Annotated in this window: 19 protein-coding genes; 12 read left to right on the plus strand and 7 right to left on the minus strand. The window is 58.7% G+C overall.

The window, feature by feature from the left end:
* Positions 1-144: 144 nt before the first annotated feature.
* On the plus strand, positions 145-1149 hold the full coding sequence (locus tag G547_RS0103430) for an Rpn family recombination-promoting nuclease/putative transposase (RefSeq protein ID WP_027328630.1): 1005 nt from the start codon (positions 145-147) through the stop codon (positions 1147-1149).
* Positions 1150-1210: 61 nt separating this feature from the next.
* Here the strand turns inward: G547_RS0103430 and G547_RS0103435 are convergent, their stop codons facing one another.
* Positions 1211-2722 (minus strand): hypothetical protein, encoded by a 1512-nt coding sequence (locus tag G547_RS0103435; RefSeq protein WP_027328631.1) that lies wholly within the window; start codon positions 2720-2722, stop codon positions 1211-1213.
* A 172-nt stretch (positions 2723-2894) separates the two neighbouring features.
* Here G547_RS0103435 and G547_RS0103440 point away from each other — a divergent pair, with 172 nt between their 5' ends.
* Positions 2895-4391: a Fic family protein gene (locus G547_RS0103440; protein WP_027328632.1), complete on the plus strand. Its 1497-nt coding sequence runs from the start codon at positions 2895-2897 to the stop codon at positions 4389-4391.
* Positions 4392-4586: 195 nt separating this feature from the next.
* On the opposite strand, the gene hepT is transcribed toward G547_RS0103440, so the two are convergent.
* The 4 genes from hepT to cysQ form a co-directional block, all read right to left on the minus strand.
* On the minus strand, positions 4587-4997 hold the full coding sequence (gene hepT, locus G547_RS0103445; RefSeq protein ID WP_027328633.1) for a type VII toxin-antitoxin system HepT family RNase toxin: 411 nt from the start codon (positions 4995-4997) through the stop codon (positions 4587-4589).
* Positions 4987-5379, minus strand: a complete 393-nt coding sequence (gene mntA, locus G547_RS0103450) for a type VII toxin-antitoxin system MntA family adenylyltransferase antitoxin (protein WP_211224488.1) — start codon at positions 5377-5379, stop codon at positions 4987-4989. Before mntA ends, hepT begins: the two co-directional genes overlap by 11 nt.
* 116 nt (positions 5380-5495) lie before the next feature.
* A complete protein-coding gene (locus tag G547_RS19995) occupies positions 5496-6113 on the minus strand; it encodes a sugar O-acetyltransferase (RefSeq protein ID WP_281167744.1) in 618 nt (205 codons plus the stop codon).
* Positions 6114-6117: 4 nt separating this feature from the next.
* Entirely contained in the window at positions 6118-6888 is a 771-nt protein-coding gene (cysQ, locus tag G547_RS0103460) for a 3'(2'),5'-bisphosphate nucleotidase CysQ (RefSeq protein ID WP_027328635.1), read from the minus strand.
* A gap of 179 nt (positions 6889-7067) precedes the next feature.
* Between cysQ and G547_RS0103465 the strand changes: the two genes are divergently transcribed.
* The 6 genes from G547_RS0103465 to G547_RS0103490 all read left to right on the plus strand — a co-directional run bounded on the left by G547_RS0103465 (position 7068) and on the right by G547_RS0103490 (position 13208).
* Positions 7068-7832, plus strand: a complete 765-nt coding sequence (locus tag G547_RS0103465) for a uracil-DNA glycosylase family protein (protein WP_027328636.1) — start codon at positions 7068-7070, stop codon at positions 7830-7832.
* A 19-nt stretch (positions 7833-7851) separates the two neighbouring features.
* Positions 7852-8343: a ribosomal protein S18-alanine N-acetyltransferase gene (gene rimI, locus G547_RS0103470; protein ID WP_051234746.1), complete on the plus strand. Its 492-nt coding sequence runs from the start codon at positions 7852-7854 to the stop codon at positions 8341-8343.
* Between the two features lie 72 nt (positions 8344-8415).
* Complete coding sequence (locus tag G547_RS0103475) at positions 8416-9816, plus strand: MATE family efflux transporter (protein WP_027328638.1); 1401 nt, start codon at positions 8416-8418, stop codon at positions 9814-9816.
* Positions 9803-11008: a sensor histidine kinase gene (locus tag G547_RS0103480; RefSeq protein WP_051234748.1), complete on the plus strand. Its 1206-nt coding sequence runs from the start codon at positions 9803-9805 to the stop codon at positions 11006-11008. Before G547_RS0103475 ends, G547_RS0103480 begins: the two co-directional genes overlap by 14 nt.
* Positions 11005-11529 (plus strand): response regulator transcription factor, encoded by a 525-nt coding sequence (locus tag G547_RS0103485; protein WP_027328640.1) that lies wholly within the window; start codon positions 11005-11007, stop codon positions 11527-11529. Before G547_RS0103480 ends, G547_RS0103485 begins: the two co-directional genes overlap by 4 nt.
* A 95-nt stretch (positions 11530-11624) precedes the next feature.
* Complete coding sequence (locus tag G547_RS0103490) at positions 11625-13208, plus strand: peptide chain release factor 3 (RefSeq protein WP_027328641.1); 1584 nt, start codon at positions 11625-11627, stop codon at positions 13206-13208.
* A gap of 74 nt (positions 13209-13282) precedes the next feature.
* On the opposite strand, the gene G547_RS0103495 is transcribed toward G547_RS0103490, so the two are convergent.
* Positions 13283-14491, minus strand: a complete 1209-nt coding sequence (locus G547_RS0103495) for a TonB family protein (protein WP_051234750.1) — start codon at positions 14489-14491, stop codon at positions 13283-13285.
* Positions 14492-14723: 232 nt separating this feature from the next.
* Between G547_RS0103495 and G547_RS20000 the strand changes: the two genes are divergently transcribed.
* From G547_RS20000 to G547_RS0103510, 3 genes are all read left to right on the plus strand, one after another.
* Positions 14724-15449: a cyclic nucleotide-binding domain-containing protein gene (locus G547_RS20000; RefSeq protein ID WP_245573338.1), complete on the plus strand. Its 726-nt coding sequence runs from the start codon at positions 14724-14726 to the stop codon at positions 15447-15449.
* 141 nt (positions 15450-15590) lie between these two features.
* Entirely contained in the window at positions 15591-16268 is a 678-nt protein-coding gene (locus tag G547_RS0103505) for a flagellar brake protein (protein ID WP_027328643.1), read from the plus strand.
* Positions 16231-17010: a hypothetical protein gene (locus tag G547_RS0103510; RefSeq protein WP_027328644.1), complete on the plus strand. Its 780-nt coding sequence runs from the start codon at positions 16231-16233 to the stop codon at positions 17008-17010. Before G547_RS0103505 ends, G547_RS0103510 begins: the two co-directional genes overlap by 38 nt.
* Before the next feature lie 66 nt (positions 17011-17076).
* Here G547_RS0103510 and G547_RS0103515 read toward each other — a convergent pair whose 3' ends face one another.
* On the minus strand, positions 17077-17913 hold the full coding sequence (locus tag G547_RS0103515; protein WP_027328645.1) for a hypothetical protein: 837 nt from the start codon (positions 17911-17913) through the stop codon (positions 17077-17079).
* A gap of 296 nt (positions 17914-18209) precedes the next feature.
* Here G547_RS0103515 and dinB point away from each other — a divergent pair, with 296 nt between their 5' ends.
* On the plus strand, positions 18210-19268 hold the full coding sequence (gene dinB / locus G547_RS0103520; RefSeq protein WP_027328646.1) for a DNA polymerase IV: 1059 nt from the start codon (positions 18210-18212) through the stop codon (positions 19266-19268).
* Positions 19269-19513 lie beyond the last annotated feature (245 nt).

Below are 19513 nucleotides of genomic sequence, written 5' to 3' on the forward strand. Positions count from 1 at the left end.
CCCAGTCGCTGTGTTATCCCGGTAATTGCCGAACGTCAAAGCGCGTCAAAGGGTCGGAGTCGTTGAACCTTGGCGCATCATACAGCGTTGACAAGTTGACCCTCCTGAAATACTGTTTATCCAACCAGTGTTTCAGGAGGCAAGATGCCACATAGCAAGGATTCCACCCCGTATGATGCGGGGTATAAACTGTTATTCAGCAACCCCAGGATGGTTCAGGACCTGCTGGAGGGCTTCGTCAAGCCGGAGTGGATTGACGAGTTGGACTTCTCCACTCTGGAACCCTTCAAAGCCAGCTTCACCACGGATGATTTACGCGAGCGCCATGATGACAGTATCTGGCGGGTAAAAATGGGGCCAGATTGGCTGTATTTGTATCTACTGATCGAGTTTCAGTCATCCGATGATTATTTTATGGCGTGTCGGATCATGACTTATATGGGCTTGCTCTATCAGGATCTGATTCGCCATGAGCCGTTGCGCAAGGGCCGGAAGCTGCCGCCGGTGTTGCCGATTGTGCTTTATTCCGGCACTCGAGACTGGACCGGGCCGGTCAACATCGCGGACCTGGTGCATCGGCCCCATCCTGCCCTGGCGAGATTTGTGCCGGATTTGAGTTATTGTCTGGTGGATGAGCGGGATATTCCCGAGCGCTTCAGCGAGGCCTATCCAGAAAATGTGCTCGGACATATTATTGGGCTGGGGTTCAGCCAAACTACCGATGAGATGCACCACCGGGTCAAGCAGCTAAAGGCCTTGTTGAACGCGCCGCACAGCCAGCCATTACAGCGCTCGGTCGCCGTTTGGCTTAATCGGCTATTGCGAGTAAGATTTAGAGATGAAGCAATCCCGGAGCTTCAAAACCTGAATGAGGTGGATGCCATGTTGGCCGAGAAATTAGATGATTGGACCGCACAGTGGAAGCGTGAAGGTCTGGAGAAGGGTCGGCAAGAAGGTCGGCAAGAGGGTCGGCAGCAAGAAGCCGCCGCCATGTTGCTGCGATTTCTGGCCAAGCGGTTTGGCGACATTGATGAAGCCACTCGTCTGCAGGTGCAGAACGCACCAGTGGAGCAGATTGAAGCCTGGGGCGACCGGGTGTTGGATGCCGAGACGCTTTCGGATGTGTTTGAGCCCATGACACGTCAATAGTCGTTTACGTAGCTGTGACTGTGCTTGGCTTGGCCCATGCTCTAGCCTGAGCAATGAAGGGTTACATTGGGCTCAGCAAACGCTGTAGTTGAGCTTTAGCCGCCGTGCCCTCTGGGGTATCGGCCGTTGTCATTTCGGTGGCGGTCTGCATCAAAGCCGTGACGTCATCCTCGCGATGGCTCTGGCGCTTATCCCGGCGTTCGTCTACCAGCACACCCTCACTCCAGGTTTCCCGCAGATTGTTGATAAGGCTCGAGCGGGTGAGCGTCGCCGCTTCCAGGGTGGCGCCATTCCAGGTTTGCTGGCTGCTTAACTGATGGGACTCGTTGATCACGTGCCAGTTGAAGTTTTCCCGTGCATAACCCGGATTTTCCAGGTGGGGGAGCGACGTGAAGTACGCCGCGTCCAAATGAACGGTTTGGGTCTGGTTGATGGTGCGCTGGGCATTTTGCTCGGTGATTGTCGTCACTTGGCTGAGGGTTAGCTCTCGTATACCGATGAATTTGTCCCGGTGTTCGGTGTTGGGCATCGGGTAGGCGATTCTGCCCTTGAAGCTCAGGTGGTAATCCGGCAGGCCGGTCAGCAGGGCATCGCTTCCCGTGGGGAGGCTCTTGGAACCGGCCTCCATGTCCAGGTCAAACAGCGTCAAGGCTTGAAGAATGGCCTGTTTGTCGTCTTTGCTGGCTTTGGCATTCTCAAGGTTTTCCATCAGTGTGGCGCGAAGCAGTGACAGGTCGCCTTGGGGCGAACCGCCGGTTGACGTGCTGCCATCGATCAGCAGCTCCAGAGAGCGTTCATTCCACTTCATCTGCAGCGCCTGGTCACCGGATTCCGGCTCCCTGCTGTAGTGGAGCGCCATGAGGCGCTCGTCAGAGACTTTCATGCGCAGGTCGAGCGATTGAATTTCTTTAAGCTCGCCCAGGTCGAGCCGGCTTAAGTCGGGGCTCCCGTCAGCGGCGAAATCCCGGGCAAATTCTCCCAGTTTACGGCTGAAGGCGTCGAGTTCCTCTCGCTGTTCCTCTGTCAGTTCTTCACTGGCGGAATAGCTGACGTCAATGGCTCGAAAGGCGGCAGAGGCACCACCCACGCGGCCGTGACCGGCCTCGGCCTGAACCTCGAAGGTGACTTCTGTACCGTTCTTGAGGGTGGCGGTAAAATTCATTCGGCCCAGAGGCGAAATGATGCGATCGCTGACTTTATCCGGGGTTTCGGTCCGGGGCATCAGCTGGGTTTCGGCGCGTTGGCTGAATTGCCGGTGGCCGCTGAGTTGCCCCAGACCCTGGCTCGCGGCACCCCACCCGGCGGGTTCGGGCACGGATTCCAGCGCCTGTTGGAGGAGCATGTCCCATTGGCTGTTACCGGAGGCCGGCTCAACCTGCGTGACGCGTTGGACCGGCGCGGGCCGCTCCAGCAGAGTGACAGGGTCGTATTGCTCCCCCGAGGTTTGATCTTTCTCGGCGGATAGGGGCGGCGGGGCGGAAATCGAGCGAATTGGCTCGGCTTTCAGTTCCGTGCGGTTGGCCTGCCCATTGGCAGTGTGGGCGACGGTCCGCCCCAGAGCGCTGATATCCATGGCGCTGTTCCTGGTGATTTGCTGAAAGGGTTACTGTGTAGGTCGGCCCCTTGGTCTAGAACTTTAGTGGTGGCGGAGCTGCATAAAAAAAGTTCTCGAAACCTTAAAAAGTGTAAAAAAAGTGATTATAGTGTAGATTTTTTGGTTAACTCGATCGTTGAAGGGAAAGCGGATGAAGCCCGTCGGCTATACATACTTGGCGCAACTAAGCGACATTCAGGCGATTATGCCGGAGACAATGGCTGAGGTGCGCTCGGTGACGCGCAAGGAGGTCATTGGCCCTATTATGGCGGTACCCGCCAAGCTGGCACCGGGCGAACAGGATATCTTGGGTCATATCCTGTTCGGGCTCAAGCACGAAGGGGTTAACTTGTCCATTCTGGCCCAGGCCTTACCCAAGGTGCCGGAGCCTGAATTGCGCGCCGCTTTTGACGCTTCTCCCAGTAGCCAGTATTTGCGAAGGGCCTGCTATCTCTGGGAGTACTTCAGTGGCCGAGTCGTCCATCGTCAATGCGAGGCTATTCGCCAAGCTTATGTGCCGCTGTTTGACCCGGCGCTGTATGTCACGGCATCAACCAGTGTGCGGACCGCCCGCAATGCCCGGTGGCGGGTGACCTTTAACGGTTTGGGCACCCTGGACTACTGCGTTACGGTGCGTCGAACGCCCGAGCTACAGGCGCTGCTGAATAAGCGGCTGCTACAAAAGGCCACGGAATTTACCGCGTCTTTGCCCAAGGCGGTGCTAAACCGTACCTTGGCCTGGGCCTACTTGCACGAAACCCGGGATTCCTACGCCATAGAGAACGAAGCCCCAAGCGAAAACAAGGCCACCCGCTTTGTTAATTTGTTGCGCCAGGCCCATAACCCCAGGAAGTTGGACGAGGATTACCTAGTTGAGCTGCAAAATGCCACGATCAGTAACGTTTACGGTCAGGCGGCTTCCTTTAGGACTCAGCAGAATTATCTCAGCAATGGGCTTCGTGGTGCGCTGGGTGTCACCTATTTGCCTCCGCCTCCAGTGCTGGGACGAGAGCTGATGGATGACCTTATGGCACTGGCCAACGGACCGCCAGAGGGGGTAGACCCACTGGTGCTGGCTGCTATCGTTTCGTTTGGGTTTGTGTTCATTCATCCGTTTATGGACGGCAATGGTCGTCTGTCCCGATTCTTGTTTCATCAGGTACTTTGCCAGCAGGGCTCACTGGAAAACGGTTTGGTGCTGCCGGTCTCTATGGTGCTGCGACAGAACGAGGCGGAGTATCTGGCCAGCTTGCAAGTATTTTCTGAGCCGGTCAGGCGTTTATGGGAGGTGACGTTTATTGACGAGGACCAGTACCAGTTTGAATTCAAAGGCCATGAAGCCGTTTATCGCTATTGGGACGGCACTCGCGGTGCTGAATTCATGGCTCAGGCGGCCGACCAGGCGATTGAACAGCACCTAAAGGAAGAGACACTGTTCTTAATCCGTTATGACGAAATATACCGGTATATTGACCGCGCCTATGATATTCCCAATAGCGATCTGGCAAAGCTGGTGCTCTTTTGTATGGACCAGCGCGGTCGCCTTTCCAAAAATCGTCGCAAACAGTATCAATACGTGGTGCCCAGTGAAGTGTTTGACGCTTTGGAGCGAGCTTACCATCAGGTTGTAGGAAGCACTCCAGAATAACTTGATTGCCGGGCAACATGCCGGTAAAGAGATTCGCTGCACACCTGGCATCAAGCCCATGTATGACCGATTCTATGCCCACATCGGGCCTATACAGGTTGGAAGTTGAGAAATCACTCTTATGATGGAAATAGTGGTTTGGATATTGGGTATCGGCTTTCTGCTGGGGGCAATCGTTATTGCCTATTATTGTTTTCAGGCCGTTTCTTTCTTGGTTAAAAAGTCTAATACCAGGGAGTATCGCTTTTCCTTCATCAGGCCCTCGATAACGGCAAAGTCGACGTTGAGGTAGTCATGAACGATCCGGTTTCTGAGGCCAATAACCGCAGCCCATTCGGAGCTTTGGTCTTTTGGTAGTATGTTGTTTTCCGTCGCTGCGGTTATGACATCGTAGGCGGACACGGGTACCGTCTGGTTGTTCGCTTTAAGCAGATGCCTCGCCTTGCCGATGGCATTTTCGATAATCACCTGTAGGCTGTGGAGTACGCCCTGCTGTTCCAGTTCGGACAGCGAGCCGTTTTCCAGGCGCGTTGCCGCACTCTTCAACAGACGCCGGTGCTTTTCGGCTTGGGTTGCCGTTTCCTGTAAGTAGAGCTCAAGCCGCATAAATATCGTCCCAGTAATATTCCTCCAGTTCCCGCCAGGTACGGCTCAGGAAGTGGAACCAGGGGAGGTCGTCGTCCCCTTTTAGAGGGATACCCTCTTCGGCAATAGCGGCTCTTATGGCTAGCCGGGCTGAGGGGATGTCCACCAGGTCAATCTGGTCAGGCGAGGTGCCAAGCCATTTAGCAAGCTGCTGTCGCAGCGCTTCGGTCTTTTTCAGCCGTTCCCACGGGTCTGAAATTTCCCGCGACCATTGAATGGCAAAATCCCAATCACTGTCCGCGTGCGCCTGCCCGCGAGCGCGACTGCCAATCAGAACGCCAATCTCCAATGCGGAAAAGTCGGTGCTCAGCCGCTGTCTTAACATATCCCGAGTGTTTGACATAGATGGGTACCCGGCGTTGTGTAATCGTGTCCTGAAAGTTCAGTCTAAGCCTGGATGGTGGTCGGTACAAGTCAGTTAAGTGAAGGAGCCAGCTCCTTCTTGTAACGCAGACGGCACTAGTCAGAGTGCCGTTTGGGACGCTCGGTGGCAATGCGCGCTTCTGGCACGTTAGCAAGCTCGCGCACCACTTTGCAGGGGTTTCCCGCCGCGAACACATCAGCAGGAATGTCCTTTGTGACCACGCTCCCGGCTCCGATCACGCTTCTATCCCCAATTGTGACGCCAGGGCAGATGATCGCACCGCCGCCGACCCATACGTCCTCGCCAATGGTGATGGGAAAACCCAGCTCCAGGCCGCTGGCGCGTTCCCTGGCATCCATGGGGTGGGTGGCGGTGTAAACCTGGGCGGCCGGTCCGAATAAGGTGCGGGCGCCGATGCGCACTTCCGCCACGTCCAGAATGACGCAGTTGAAGTTGAAGAAGACGTTTTCGCCGAGGGTGATGTTGCGCCCGTAGTCGCAGTAGAAGGGCGGTTGCATCCAGACGCTGCCGCCGCCGTTGGGGATCAGTTCTCGCAGGATCTTCCGGCGCTTTTTGGTCTCATTGTCGCGGCTGGCGTTCAGGCTTTCGGTCAGAAGGCGCGCGTCCCGGCGTGCCTTCATGAGCTCGGGGTCCATGGGGTTGTACCGCTCGCCCGCGAGCATTTTCTGCCACTCGGAGTGTTCGGCGCTCACCGTTTTATTGCCCTTTGGCAATAAAGAAGGGGTTGAGCACCGAGTCTTCCTGGTTGTAGCGCAACGGCTCGCCGGTTTCGGCCACGTTCAGTTGGCCTTTGGCGCCGAGCAGGACGGCGTGGGCGGCGCCGGTGTCCCATTCGCTGGTGGGGCCCAGGCGCGGGTAAAGGTCGGCTTCGCCTTCGGCGACCAGGCAGATCTTCAGGGAACTGCCAACGCTTTTGATTTCCGGGTTGTCGAACTGGGCCACGAAGTTCTTGAAGTCCTCGCTTTGGTGCGAGCGGCTGCCCACCAGGCGCCAGCCGGCTTTGCCCTCGGGAGCGGGGCTGGCGGTAATGGCAGCCTCTTTGCCGTCGCTGGTTTTCCAGGCGCCGTCGGTGGCGGTGCCACCGTGGTAGGTGCTGCCCAGGGCGGGGGCGTGGACCACGCCCCAGACCGGCTCGCCTTGGTCGATCAGCGCGATATTAACGGTAAACTCGCCGTTCTTTTTCACAAACTCCTTGGTGCCATCCAGGGGGTCCACCAGCCAGTAGCGCTCCCAGGTCTGGCGTTCTTCCCAGGGAGCATTTTCACTTTCTTCCGAGAGGATGGGCAGGTTCGGCGTCAGTTGTTCCAGCGCCTTCACAATGACACGGTGGGCCGCCAGGTCGGCTTCGGTCAGCGGGCTGTCATCTTTTTTTTGATAGACCTCAAAATCCCGCGCGTATACGGTCATGATGGCGTCGCCGGCTTCTTGAGCGGCTTTGATAATGTCTTGAAAAGGAATGGCAGTCATAGCGATACCGAGTGCTCCGTCATTGAAATAAGGGGCGGCCGTGGCGCCGGTCCGTCGATGGGGCGAGTATACCGGAAACGGCCCTGGAGTCCGACCGGGAGCGGAAACGGTTCGTAGCTGCATACGGTGGGGTCGGTCTTTGTTAGAATGCCGGGGTTATTTCATCTACACGGGCCACTATGAACGAATACCAGCGGCAGGCTTATCTGGACGCCCTCGGCGTGGAGCAGTATGTTCCGCGCTGGCTGCTGAGCGTGGCGCCCGAGCCCTTCGCCTGCGAGCTACCGGCGGAAGTCGCGCGCGAGCCTCGGGCCGAACGGCCAGCCCCGGAAAAAGCCGTGACAGCGCCCGCAGCGGCACCGACACCGGTGTCCGAGGTGCTGGACGGTATGCGGCAGGAGCCCAGCAGGCGGCGCACGGCCGAGAAACCGACGTCCGAACCGGCCAGTGCGGCGCCGGAGCCGGTTGAGCGGGTGAGGCCCTTTACCCTCAGCATCTGGCGGTCCCCCTTGCCGGTGCTGGTTCTCGACGCCAGGGAACCCCGGTCGGCATTCCCCACGGACCGCCTGCTCCGCAATCTGCTCAACGCCCTCGGCCCCCACGACGGCCAACGGGTCACCGAAGAAGTGTTGCCCTGGCCGTTGGTGAACAACCCGGCGGTAAAGCTGACCGCGGAGGACGCTCGCGCCGAACTACACACCTGGCTTGAGGCGGAACTGTCCAATGGCTCGGTGCGTCACATCCTGCTGATGGGTGAGAATGCCGCCCGTTACTTCCTGCCGGAAGGGCAGTCCTATTCGGAGGTGCTCGGGCAAGTGCAGGATTTGCCCCGGTTCAATGTCTCCGCGCTGGTGGCCCCCAGCCTGATCGAACTGCTTCGGGACCCGACACGCAAGCGGCCGTTGTGGCAATCGCTTCAGCCCTGGCTTCCCATGACCTCCTGATAACGCTGCTGTTGACGCGATGATACCGACCGACACATTTTCACCGGCACCTACGCAGACGCGCTCGGGCCTCGCCCTGAGCTTTCGTCCCCTGGAAGCCGCCGACATTGCGCCGGTGATGGCTTTGGAGTCGCAACTGCAGAGTCACCCCTGGCGTCGCTCCAGCTATGAGGACTGCCTTGCGGGTCGACACCATTGCTGGCTGGCGGAAGCCAGCGGGGAGCTGGTGGGCTTTGTGGTGGTGGCCTGGGCCGGCGGAGATGGCGAACTGCTGAACATCGCCGTGGCATCGCAACGCCAGCGTCAGGGCGTGGGTGAGCGATTGCTGGCCCTGGCGTTCGAGTTGGTCAGACCTCACGCAAGCATGATGTTCCTGGAGGTGCGCCTGTCCAACCGCAATGCCATTCAGTTCTACGAACGGGAGCAATTTTTTGAAGTGGGGCAGCGCCCCAATTACTATCCCAGCGCGCGGGGTCGCGAGGATGCGCTGATTCTGGCGCGCCAGTTATAGCGTCGGGCCAATCGGTTATACTGTCCGGCTTTTAGGCACCCGCCCGCCGGGCGGGCCGGCACACGGGGTTTTATGGCGCGACCGCTGACCGCAACACTGACCGAGGGGCCTGTCGCCGGGCAGTTGCGCGCGCTCGCCCTGCCCATGGTCTGGGGCCTGATGGCCACCATGTCGTTCAACGTGGTGGACACCTTCTATGTGGCCCAGTTGGGCAATCAGCCGCTGGCGGCGATGAGCTTCACCTTCCCGGTTGTCATGGTGATCACCAGCCTTGGTATCGGTCTGGGGGCGGGCAGTTCTTCGGCCATTTCCCGTGCCATCGGCGAGGGCAGTGCTGGCCATGCCCGTCGCCTGGCCACCGACGCCATCAGCCTGACGTTTCTGGTCTCCGGCGGTATGTGCCTGTTGGGCTGGCTGTTGATGGACCCGCTCTTTACTCTCCTCGGGGCCTCCGCCGAGTTGCGCCCCTTGATCCGCGACTACATGTCCATCTGGTTTATCAGCGCGCCGTTTCTGATGGTGCCGATGGTGTGTCTGTCGGCGCTGCGCGCCCTGGGTATGAGCCATATCCAGGGATACCTGATGAGCGCGGCGGCGCTGTTTAACGCGCTGCTGGACCCGGTGCTCATTTTCGGACTCTGGATCTTCCCCGCCATGGAGCTGCAGGGCGCGGCGCTGGCAACCCTGGTCACCCGGATTCTGACCTTCCTGGTGGCGTTTTACATTCTCGCCTTCCGGGTACGCTTACTGACTTACCCCTGGGTGGCCTGGTCAGCGCTGCGCCGCTCCTGGCAGACCATTGTGCATGTGGGGTTACCGGCGATGGTGGCCAACGTCATTGTGCCTCTGGCGAGCGCGGTGATTACCATGATGGTGGCCCGTTACGGGGCGGATGCGGTGGCCGGGCTTGGGGTGGCTATGCGGATCGAGCCGTTGATGCTGATCGCGTTCTACGCCCTCTCGGGCGTGATCGGCCCCTTCTTCGGCCAGAACCTGGGCGCCCGGAAAACCCAGCGGTTGACCGAGGCGCTGCGGGTGTTGACGCTCTTCTGTCTCGGTTTGGGGTTGCTCCTGGCCATTCTGCTATGGGCATTTGGCCAGTTCCTCGCGGGGCTGTTCAGTGATCATGCCGACGTGCTGAGTGTGGCGGCTTTTTACTTGGCGGTGGTGCCCTTCAGCTACGGTGCCTATGGCATTGTCATGTCGGTCAATGCCGCCTTTAACGGGCTGGGCAAGCCCATGCCTGCGATGGTGTTGTCGGCTGGGCGGGTGGTGTATGTGTTTCTGCCCCTGGCCTTTGCCGGGCAGTGGTTGTTTGGTCTGGAAGGCATTTTCGTGGCTTCCGCGATGGCCAATGTCCTTGTGGGACTTTGGGCCTGGAGTTGGCTCCGACGCTATATTCGCACCGTCCAGATGGAAAAGGGTATGGAGAGTCATCCTCCGCCGGTAGGGGTAAGCCATGAGGCCCACTGAGCGCAGCCCGGAGCAATACCTTCAGTGGGTACGCTGGCTGTTGTTGGCCGTGCTTCTGGTGCCGGTTGTCCGTCGAGGTCTGCCGTTGGACGGGCCCTGGTTGTGGCTCTGGGCGGGCGCTTTGGGAGTGCAGTTGCTGTCCTTCATGCCTTGGCCCCACCGGGAGCAACACCGCCTGACACTGCACCTGTTGCTGGATATCCTTTTGTGGAACGCGGTGGTCTGGCTGACCGGCGGAGCCTCCAACCCCTTCTCGGCGTTGCTGTTGATTCCCTTGGCGCTGGCGTTTCTGACGTTGCCGCCGATCTTGGCCGCTGGCCTGCTGGTTGTCAGTATTCTTTGCCAACTCGCGCAGCTGAACGCCATGTCCGACATGAGCGAGGGCCATGCGGGCATGAGCGGCCACTTCGAGGCCATGGTCGTGGGGTTCGTGATCGCGGCCGTGCTTCTCGCCATGACGCTCCTATATTTACGTCGTCAACTGCGCCAGCGCGAGGCCGACTTGCAGCGGTTGCGGGAAGCGCAATTGCGTGATGAGCAACTTTTGGCCGTGGGCACGGCGGCGGCCCAATTGACTCATGAAATGGCGACACCCGTGCAGTCGGTTCGTCTGCTGCTGGAGGAGTTGGACGCGGCGCCCGCAGAGGTCGCCTCGGAGCAGGCCCGTCGGGCGCGAACCATGATGTCCCAGCAGCTTGAGCGTATAGAGGGGCTGCTGGAGGACTGGCGGATGATCGCGGAGGATGTGCGCGAGCGACGGCTGACGCTTCTGACGCTGGAAGAGTTGCAGGCTTCGCTGCAGAAAACCCTGGCCATTACCCGCCCCGGGGACCGGATTCACTGGTCGCAGCCGCAGCCGCTTGAGGGGCTTCAGTTGCGGGCGGACCGAACGCTCATGCCCGCCGTGTTGAGCTTGTTGCACAACGCCCTGGATGCGGGAGGCGAGGTGCGGGTCTGCAGTCGTGTCGAGTCGGGGCACTGGCTGCTGGAGATCGACAACGACGGTCCCCTCAGCCCCGAATTGCAAGCCCGGCTTGGCGCGGAGTTCGTGCCCAGTGAGTCGGGCTTTGGGGTTGGGGCTCGGGTCAGTCACGCCACCCTGGAGCGGTTTGGAGGTCGGGTGCTCTGGTCCGCCGACAACGCCGGAACGCGTACCCGCCTGACGTTACCGATCGCGGAGGGTGGCTCGTGAGCACTTTGGTGATGATTGATGATGACGAGGTGTTTCGGGAGTTGATGAGCCGACGCCTGGAGCGTGAGGGGTTTCGGGTCCTCGCCTTCGCCTCGGTGGAGGCTGCCGACGCCTTCGAGGGTGAGCCGGTGAACGTGGTACTGCTGGATCTGATGCTGGGTGCCGAATCCAGCCTGGGCGCCATTGAGCACTTGAACCGACGGTTCCAGCCAGCCCAACTGGTGGTGCTGACCGGTTACGCGAGCATTGCTACGACCGTGGAAGCCATGAAGCGGGGTGCGACCAACTATCTGGCCAAGCCGGTGGCCCTCAGCCAACTCCTGTCGGTTCTCAAGGACGAGGCGCGAACGGCCTCTCCCTCAAGCGAGTCGGCTCGCCGAGTTACTCCGGCGGAACTCGAGTGGGAGCACATCCAGCGGGTGTTGCTTGAGCATGACGGCAACATTTCTCTCACTGCGCGGGCTTTGGGAATGCATCGGCGTACTCTGCAGCGTAAGCTCAAAAAACACTCGCCATTTTAGTGTTCAGATGAAGGGCGGACAGAGCGTGTTGGCTGCCAGTGTGGGCGAATTCAGGTATGATGCGCGTTTTTGCGCAAGCCCGAGGTCGATCGACTATGTCATCTGGCACCTTTGCCGACAAGATCCAGCGCAGACGGACGTTTGCCATTATCTCGCACCCGGATGCGGGTAAAACCACCATTACCGAAAAGCTGTTGTTGTTTGGCAGTGCCATTCAGTTGGCCGGTTCGGTCAAGGGCAAGCGTGGGCCTCATGCCAAATCCGACTGGATGACCATGGAGCAGGAACGCGGCATCTCCGTGACCTCCTCCGTGATGCAGTTCCCCTACAAGGAACGGGTGGTCAACCTGCTGGACACCCCGGGGCACGAGGACTTCTCCGAAGATACCTACCGGACGCTGACGGCTGTGGACTCGGTCCTGATGGTGCTGGACGGCGCCAAGGGCGTGGAGGACCGCACCATCAAGCTGATGGACGTTTGCCGGCTGCGTGACACTCCGATTTTCTCTTTCATCAACAAGCTGGACCGCGAAGCCCGGGACCCGGTGGATCTGCTGGATGAAATTGAGTCCGTACTCAACATTACCGCCGCGCCGATCAATTGGCCTCTGGGCATGGGAATGGATTTCCGGGGGGTGTACAACCTCTATACCGACACGATTCACGTGTATCGAAAAGGGCAAGGTCATACCATTCCGGAAGACGTCCAGATCCAGGGGCTGGAGAGTGCTGAGGCAAAGGAGCTACTGGGTGATGATTACGACGATATCCTGGAGCAAATCGAGTTCGTGCGTGGCGCGACGCCGCCGTTCGAGGCGGAAGAGTACCTGGCTGGACGGATGACGCCGGTCTTTTTCGGCACGGCCCTGGGCAATTTCGGGGTGCGGGAAATGCTGGACGACTTCGTCGACTGGTCTCCGAAACCCCAGCCACGGGAAGCCAATGACCGTGTCGTTAAGCCCGACGAGGAAAAGCTTTCCGGCTTTGTGTTTAAGATCCAGGCCAATATGGACCCCAAACACCGGGACCGCATCGCCTTTATGCGCATCTGCTCCGGGACATATCACCAGGGCATGAAAATGCGGCATGTTCGCCTGGGCAAGGACGTCAAAATCGCCGATGCGGTCACCTTCATGGCGGGCGACCGCAGTGCGGTGGACGAGGCCCTGGCGGGTGATATCATCGGGCTTCACAATCACGGCACCATTCAGATTGGCGACACTTTCACCGAAGGGGAACCGCTGAAATTTACCGGTATTCCGCACTTCGCCCCGGAATTGTTCCGTCGCATCCGCCTGAAAGACCCGTTGAAAACCAAGCAATTGCAAAAAGGGCTGCAGCAGCTATCCGAAGAGGGGTCGACCCAGGTGTTCTTTCCGCTCGACAGCAATGACATTGTTGTTGGCGCGGTGGGGGTGTTGCAGTTTGAGGTGGTGGCCTATCGACTGAAAGACGAATACAAGGTCGAGGCCATCTACGAGCCGGTCAATGTCGCTACGGCGCGCTGGGCGGAATGCGACGATCCGAAAAAGCTGGACGAGTTCCGGCGCAAGTGTTCTACCAACCTGGCGTTGGACGGCGGTGGCTACTTGACCTATCTCGCCCCCACACGGGTCAACCTGTCATTGACGGAGGAGCGCTATCCGGACGTTGAGCTGAGAGCGACGCGCGAACACTGAGGCTGGGGCGTTCCGGTTGATGCAAAAAAAACGGCGCCAGAGGGCGCCGTTTTTCATGGTATGTGTCCCTGGTCTCAGTCCGGAAGCACAAAAGTAAATGGGACTGAGAACTCGTAGATCTCCCCGCGAATCGCATCGGGCACCTTCGGGAAGGGCGCCGCTTCTCTGATGGCTCGCTCTGCCTCACGGTTAAGCAGCGCGTGTGAGGACTCTTCCAGCATTTCCATACCGGCAATCTCACCGTTGCGGTCAATCACCACCGCAACGCGAATTTCACCTTCCTGCCCCCGTTGTAGAGCCCGCCGCGGGTAGGCGGTGTTCTTCAAAATGGTCCGCATCAAGTCCGAGAAGTACAGCTGTTGTGCCCGCAGGGATTCGGCGGTCAGCAGCGGACCGCTGTCCTCCTCTTCTTCCTCAGGTTCTGGCTCGGGTGTGACTGCCGCCGTGCGCTGAGGTTCGGGCTCAGGCTCCGGTTCAGGTTGTGGCTCAGGAGTGGGTTCAGGCTCGGGAGCGGGTTCCGGTTCGGGTTCGTCCAGAGAGGCCCGAGGCATGTCGGCGAGGGAAACTCGGGGGGCGGTCGCCGTTGCGACGGCCGCGGCCGCGGAGGGACGCGGTTGAGAGCCTGCCCCGGCTTCGGCGACTTCTTCTGCCTCTTCCTCGTCTTCTTCCGGTTGAGTCCACTGTTCAATAGTGGCAATCCGGGCCTCTGAGGGCTCGATCGAATTGAAGCGTGAGCGCAGGTCCGGGGAAATGTCTGAGGGCGAGAGCAGGCTGTTGCGGAAAGTGGAGGACAGGGGAACGTTCCCGATCCACGCTTTGACCAGCAAGTCGAAAAAAGCTTCGTCTTCGATGACGCCGAGTTCCACCCCATTGAGCCCAATGGTCACACCGGTGCCGGGTTCCTGGGTGATCCTCACAATGTCATTCTGCCGTAGGCGACCGCGGAACAGGTTGGAGAACTTCACCATATTGTCCGCTTGCGCCGTCAGAACGCTGCCGCTGTTGTTGATCGAAACGCCCTCAATCCACATGCGGCTGAAGCGGCGAGCCGCAATGCCGTCGCTGGAGGTAATGCGCATTTCCATCCGCTTGCCGCCGTCGCTGCTCAGCACGCCGCTGGCGCTGTCCTGAGAGGACTCCAGAAACAGGGCACCGATAAACTGTTCGTTACCCAGCTCCTGATGCGAGGCAAGACCGTTAAGTGTCGAGGTGGCATGAGCGCTGGCGGCCAGAAGCAGCGAGACGACAGCGACCCAAACAGAAGATAACGAGGCTTTCAACATAAGCTAATCCCACAAGGCATTTTATTATGTGCGTCCCGTGATGCCGCACTTCGTCGGGCGATTGTTGGCCCATCATACAACAAAAGGCTCGCTCGTTGGGCGGGCTGAGGCTCTGAGTTGGTTCGTCGGGTAAATCGGTTCCAACCTCATTTATGCCACATCCTGAGATAACTCTCAACAGGCCATTTCGACGGTTGTCAGAGGTTTGTCGACGAGGCTATGATGCCGACTCGTGTCAACGTCGGCGACTGCCGCACGCAATGATGATAATAAATGGCGACTGAACGCTGTCGGGGCTACCATTACCGTCACTATGGAAATAAAACCGCTGCATAAATTTCCTCGGGAGGCTGTTGAGCGCTGGCTGCTCACCGTTCCGTTTTATAAAACCGTCAAACAGCAGGATGACTGGCAGTTCGAAATACTGCTCGAGCAGGCGCATATTGCTTACTTCGAACCGGGAGAGCGTGTCCTGCAGCGGGGAGAAAAAGACCAATGGTTGTATTTTCTGCTGAAAGGTCAGCTCGACGTCTACCCTGACGAGCTCGGCGAGGGGGCACCCATCAACCAGATCACCCCGGGAGAAGTGTTCGGGGATCTGGCGATGCTGATTGGCCATGAGCGCACCGCGACACTGCGCGCCGCCCCCCATTGCCGGCAGGTGGTCGTGTTGGCTTCCGATTTTTCCCGGTTTTCCGATCTGGAGTCCTCCCGACCGATCAGCCTGGCCACAAAACTCGCCTATTATCGCAATACGGTGCACAGCCTGCGCTGGAAGCTGGAGGTGTATCGGTCACAGAACCCCCAGCACAGCTTCGCCAACCGCCACCGGCAGGTGAAGCTCTATACGGGGCCCAAAGACACTAGAGAAGAATTGGCGGCGCTCCATGCTCAGGCTCAGGCGCTGGCCCGGCTGTTGCTGGAGTGGAATGGCGAGTTTGGTGCGTCGGGGCGCTAGCACTTGTTGCAAGGCTGGCCGCGGACCAGGGCACCAAATTTGCTATGATAAGCGGAATCCCAACAAGGGGTCCGGCGAGCGCCACCAAGCCAAGTCTCTCGCTGGACCGTTACCATCGCCGTCACGCGTCCCTGGCCTATTATGAATTTTGAAGATTTGAAGCTTCGCCCCGGTTATCCACTGCAACTGCAGGTGCAGACCGATTCGGGTATGTCTGACCGATACCCTTCCCGTTTCATCGGAGCGGTGCCTGGCCGTGCGTTGATGATCACCGTTCCCCGTATCAATGGCCGCTTTCTGCGTTTGCGGCCGGGCCAGCAGGTTGTGGCCCGGATGATGGTATCCAGTGGGGTGGGGGTGTTTACCTGCACGGTCGAAACTCAGGCGACGGATCCCTATCCGCTGCTGCACCTGGACTACCCGGAGGAGGTGGGGTTTAAAGGGATTCGGCAATCGGCCAGGGTAGAGGTGGATCTTCCCGTGATCGCGCTCAACCAGAGCAGCCTTGAAACCAACGAATTACCCGCCCGCATTGTGGATATCAGCCTGTCCGGCGCCCGACTCGAGCTGGACCGGTTGCTGGGTGAAATCGGTGATAAAGTGACGCTCACGGGGCAGGTGGACGTGGCGGGCTTGCATCGCGACCTGCGACTGGAAGCGGTTATACGTTCGCGTGTGGAACGCAGCACCCAGGAGCTGAAACAGAAGATGCCCGTCGTTTACGGCATGGAGTTTGCCGACACTGATGACACTCAACGTCTGACTTTGGCCGCTTATGTCTATGCCCAGCTCGCCCAAGAACAGCTTCCTTCCCTTTAGTGCTGCTGGCCTGGTTTGGGTCACGCTGCTGTTCAGCCCCCCTCTGGGGGCCGTGGACATGGAGCAGCTCTGGGTGCCCAAATCCTACCTGCGCCACCTTCCCCGACTTTACGATGCGGCACAGCGAGTCGAGCAGTCCCCGAGCTGCGTAGAGCTCGTGGAAGGGACCACACACCTGGGGCGGACCACCATGGAGCACCCGGTGTTCACCTTCAAGTGCCGCAATGAGGAGGGAAGGACATTCAGCCTGATGGTCGATGGCCCAAGCCTGAAAAAAGTCGACGATACTCGCCCCGGTGGTCTGGTCTCTTTTGAGCAATTGCGCAAGGAGTATGAGCAGGCTCAGGAGCGCGAGAGAGAGCGAGAGCGTAAAGAGCGCGAGCTCGCCCAGTTGCAACAGCAGCGTCAGGAGGCTGAGCGGGAAAGAGAACAATGGCTAAAGTGGTGGGAAGAGGAGCACCGCCGCAGAGAAGCTCTGTGGCAGCAGTGCGTTGAAAAGCTGAAGGCCCGAGTGGGGGGCATGCAGGCGTTGGAGTGGTTGACCGAAACCATGCCGGAGCCGGAATTGGCTCAGGAGCCTGCACTGGAGACTCACCCGGCATTGACCTTTACCATCGACTTCAACGCCGAAAGCTACTTTGGCGAGGCCCTTCGCTACCGAGTATTGTGTCAACGCGATGGAGAGGAGGTCGTGTTGGATATTGGGCCGAGAAGGGATCAGGGCAGCGACCCAGACCGTTGACCCACAAAAAAGGCCCCGAGGAAGGGGCCTTTTTTGTGGGTCGGGCTCTAGACTGCTGAGTCCGGTTTAGGCACTGACTGGCGCCTTCTTCGGCGGACGTCCGCGTCGGGTACCGGTTTTCTTGGCAGCGGCTTTTTTACTGGCACGCTTCTTGGTGGTGGCCTTTTTGGCGGTACCTTTTTTAGCCGTGCTTTTCTTGGCCGCTGTCTTCTTGGCGGTCGTCTTGCGGGCTGTGGTTTTCTTGGTGGCCGCTTTTTTGGTGGTTGCCTTTTTGCGGGCGGGAGCTTTCTTTTTGGTTGCGGCTTTGGCTTTGGCAGCGGCTTTTTTGGCCTTCGCCTTTGCTTTGGCGGCAGCCTTCTTGGCGGCGGCTTTCTGGCGAATGGCCGCTTTCTTGGCTGCTGCGCGAGCGCGAGCGGCTTCTTTTTTGGCCTTGGCTTTGGCTTTCGCGGCGGCTTTCTTGGCGGCGGCCTTGGCCTTGGCGGCTTCTCTGCGAGCAGCGGCCTGCTGGACCTTGGCCATGGCGGCTTCAGCTTTCGCTACGGCCTTGTCATGCTCTGAGGCCAACTTGTTGGCTGCCTTGATTTCGGCCAGCTTTTGCTTGGCGGTCGCCAACTCAGCTTTTGCAACATCCTGAGCCGCCTTGGCGGTTTCCAGGGTCGCCTTGGCGCTTTCAGCTTGGCGAGCAGCCGCTGCGGTTTTCTTTTTCCGGGCCGCTGCGAGTTTGGTGCGAGCGGATTTGGCTTGGGTTGAGGCTTTGGTGGCTTCCTTGTTCAGGGCAGTCACGATTTTTTGGGCTTCGAGTTCTTGTTGCGCGCGCGCTTTTGCCAGTTGAGCTTTAACTTGTGCCAGCTCTTTTTCCAATTGCGCGACCGAATCAACGGCGTTGGTTTTGCGTGCAGCCATGGTTTGCTTCCTTTATTTTTTTGGAAGAAAAAAAGGGTTTAAGGGAGTAGCGAATAACAAACAGGTCCTAAGTTAAAACTTTGTGATAAAAATTCAAGTTTTTTATTGCAAAATGCCCCAAAAAAACCGCTTTTCGCACAAAAAGAGCGTTTTTGGACAAAGGTTTTTCCCGTTGTAAGTAGAAATTCAAATCGGCGGGGTGAATTGAGCTCGATGGGTTCTGATTTTGGGGCGTGGCGGAAAAAGGTGTTTTCTGTATATAATCACAGTTGTTTGGCGATTCAAAGGTACGCTTCGTGCGTAAGATTATTCACTGTGATGCCGACTGCTTTTTTGCGGCAATCGAGATGCGCGACGACCCGGCGCTGCGCAATCGGCCAATGGCGGTTGGTGGTTCGTCGGATCGCCGTGGGGTGATATCCACATGCAATTACGAAGCCCGCCGCTATGGCGTGCGTTCGGCGATGGCCTCGGCCTATGCCAAACGTCTGTGCCCGGATCTGTTGATTGTTCCCCATCGTATGGATGCCTACCGGGAAGCCTCGTTGGCCATGCGCCATATCTTCTACGATTTTTCCGAACGGGTGGAACCTTTGTCACTGGACGAGGCCTATCTGGATGTGACCGCCAGCGAACATTGCCGGGGAAGTGCGACCCGCATTGCCGAAGCGATTCGGGAAAGGGTTCGGGATACTCTGGGTATTACCATCTCGGCCGGTGTGGCGCCGAACAAATTTCTGGCCAAAGTCGCCAGTGACTGGCGCAAACCGGATGGGCTTTTTGTCATCACCCCGGAGCAGGTTTCGGACTTTGTCCGGGGCCTTCCCGTGGAGCGGGTTCCGGGCGTGGGTCGGGCTACAGCGAATCGTCTCTCGCAATGGGGCATAGCCAGCTGTGGTGATCTTCAGCGCTACGACGTCTTTGAGTTGAGCGAGCGGTTTGGCGCCTTTGGTGTGCGTTTGCATGAGCTCAGCCACGGACGGGATGAGCGGTCGGTCACCGTCAGCCGACGACGAAAGTCGCTGAGCGTCGAGCATACCTTCCCTCAGGATCTGCCCGACCTGGATCGGTGCCTGGGGCAGTTGCCCGGGCTGTTGCAGTCACTCGGGCGGCGACTGCGCCGGGTGGAAGGGGATTACCGGGTGGTAAAGGCTTTCGTCAAACTCAAGTTTGACGATTTCACCGCTACCACGCTCGAACGGTCCGGGGCCGAAGTGGGGCTGGCCGGCTACAGTCAGCTCTGCCGGGAAGCGTTTGAGCGGGGCGGTCGTCCGGTACGGTTGCTGGGGTTGGGGGTTCGATTTGTGGATTTGAGGGAAGATCAGGCCTTTTACCAGCTTGATCTCTTCTCTTGAGGCTGTTTCGAACGTTTTGGGTGGTTCTGAGGGGCGAGTTGGCGGCATAAATTGCTTTTTCGGCATCGCCAGACCAAGAAAGCATTGGTCATTCAGTGGCAAAAGCTGTTAGTATTCGGGTCTGTTTTTGGGTTGTCCCCGCGGCGCCCAGTGATTTCAGATACCCAGTGATTTCAGATAACAACGGGAGTAAGTGCGGTGAGAAGAAAGAAAAGCCGTAACAGCGAAGACAGTAACGATATCGA

Source organism: Marinimicrobium agarilyticum DSM 16975 (assembly GCF_000423345.1).
Classification (GTDB): Bacteria; Pseudomonadota; Gammaproteobacteria; order Pseudomonadales; family Cellvibrionaceae; genus Marinimicrobium; species Marinimicrobium agarilyticum.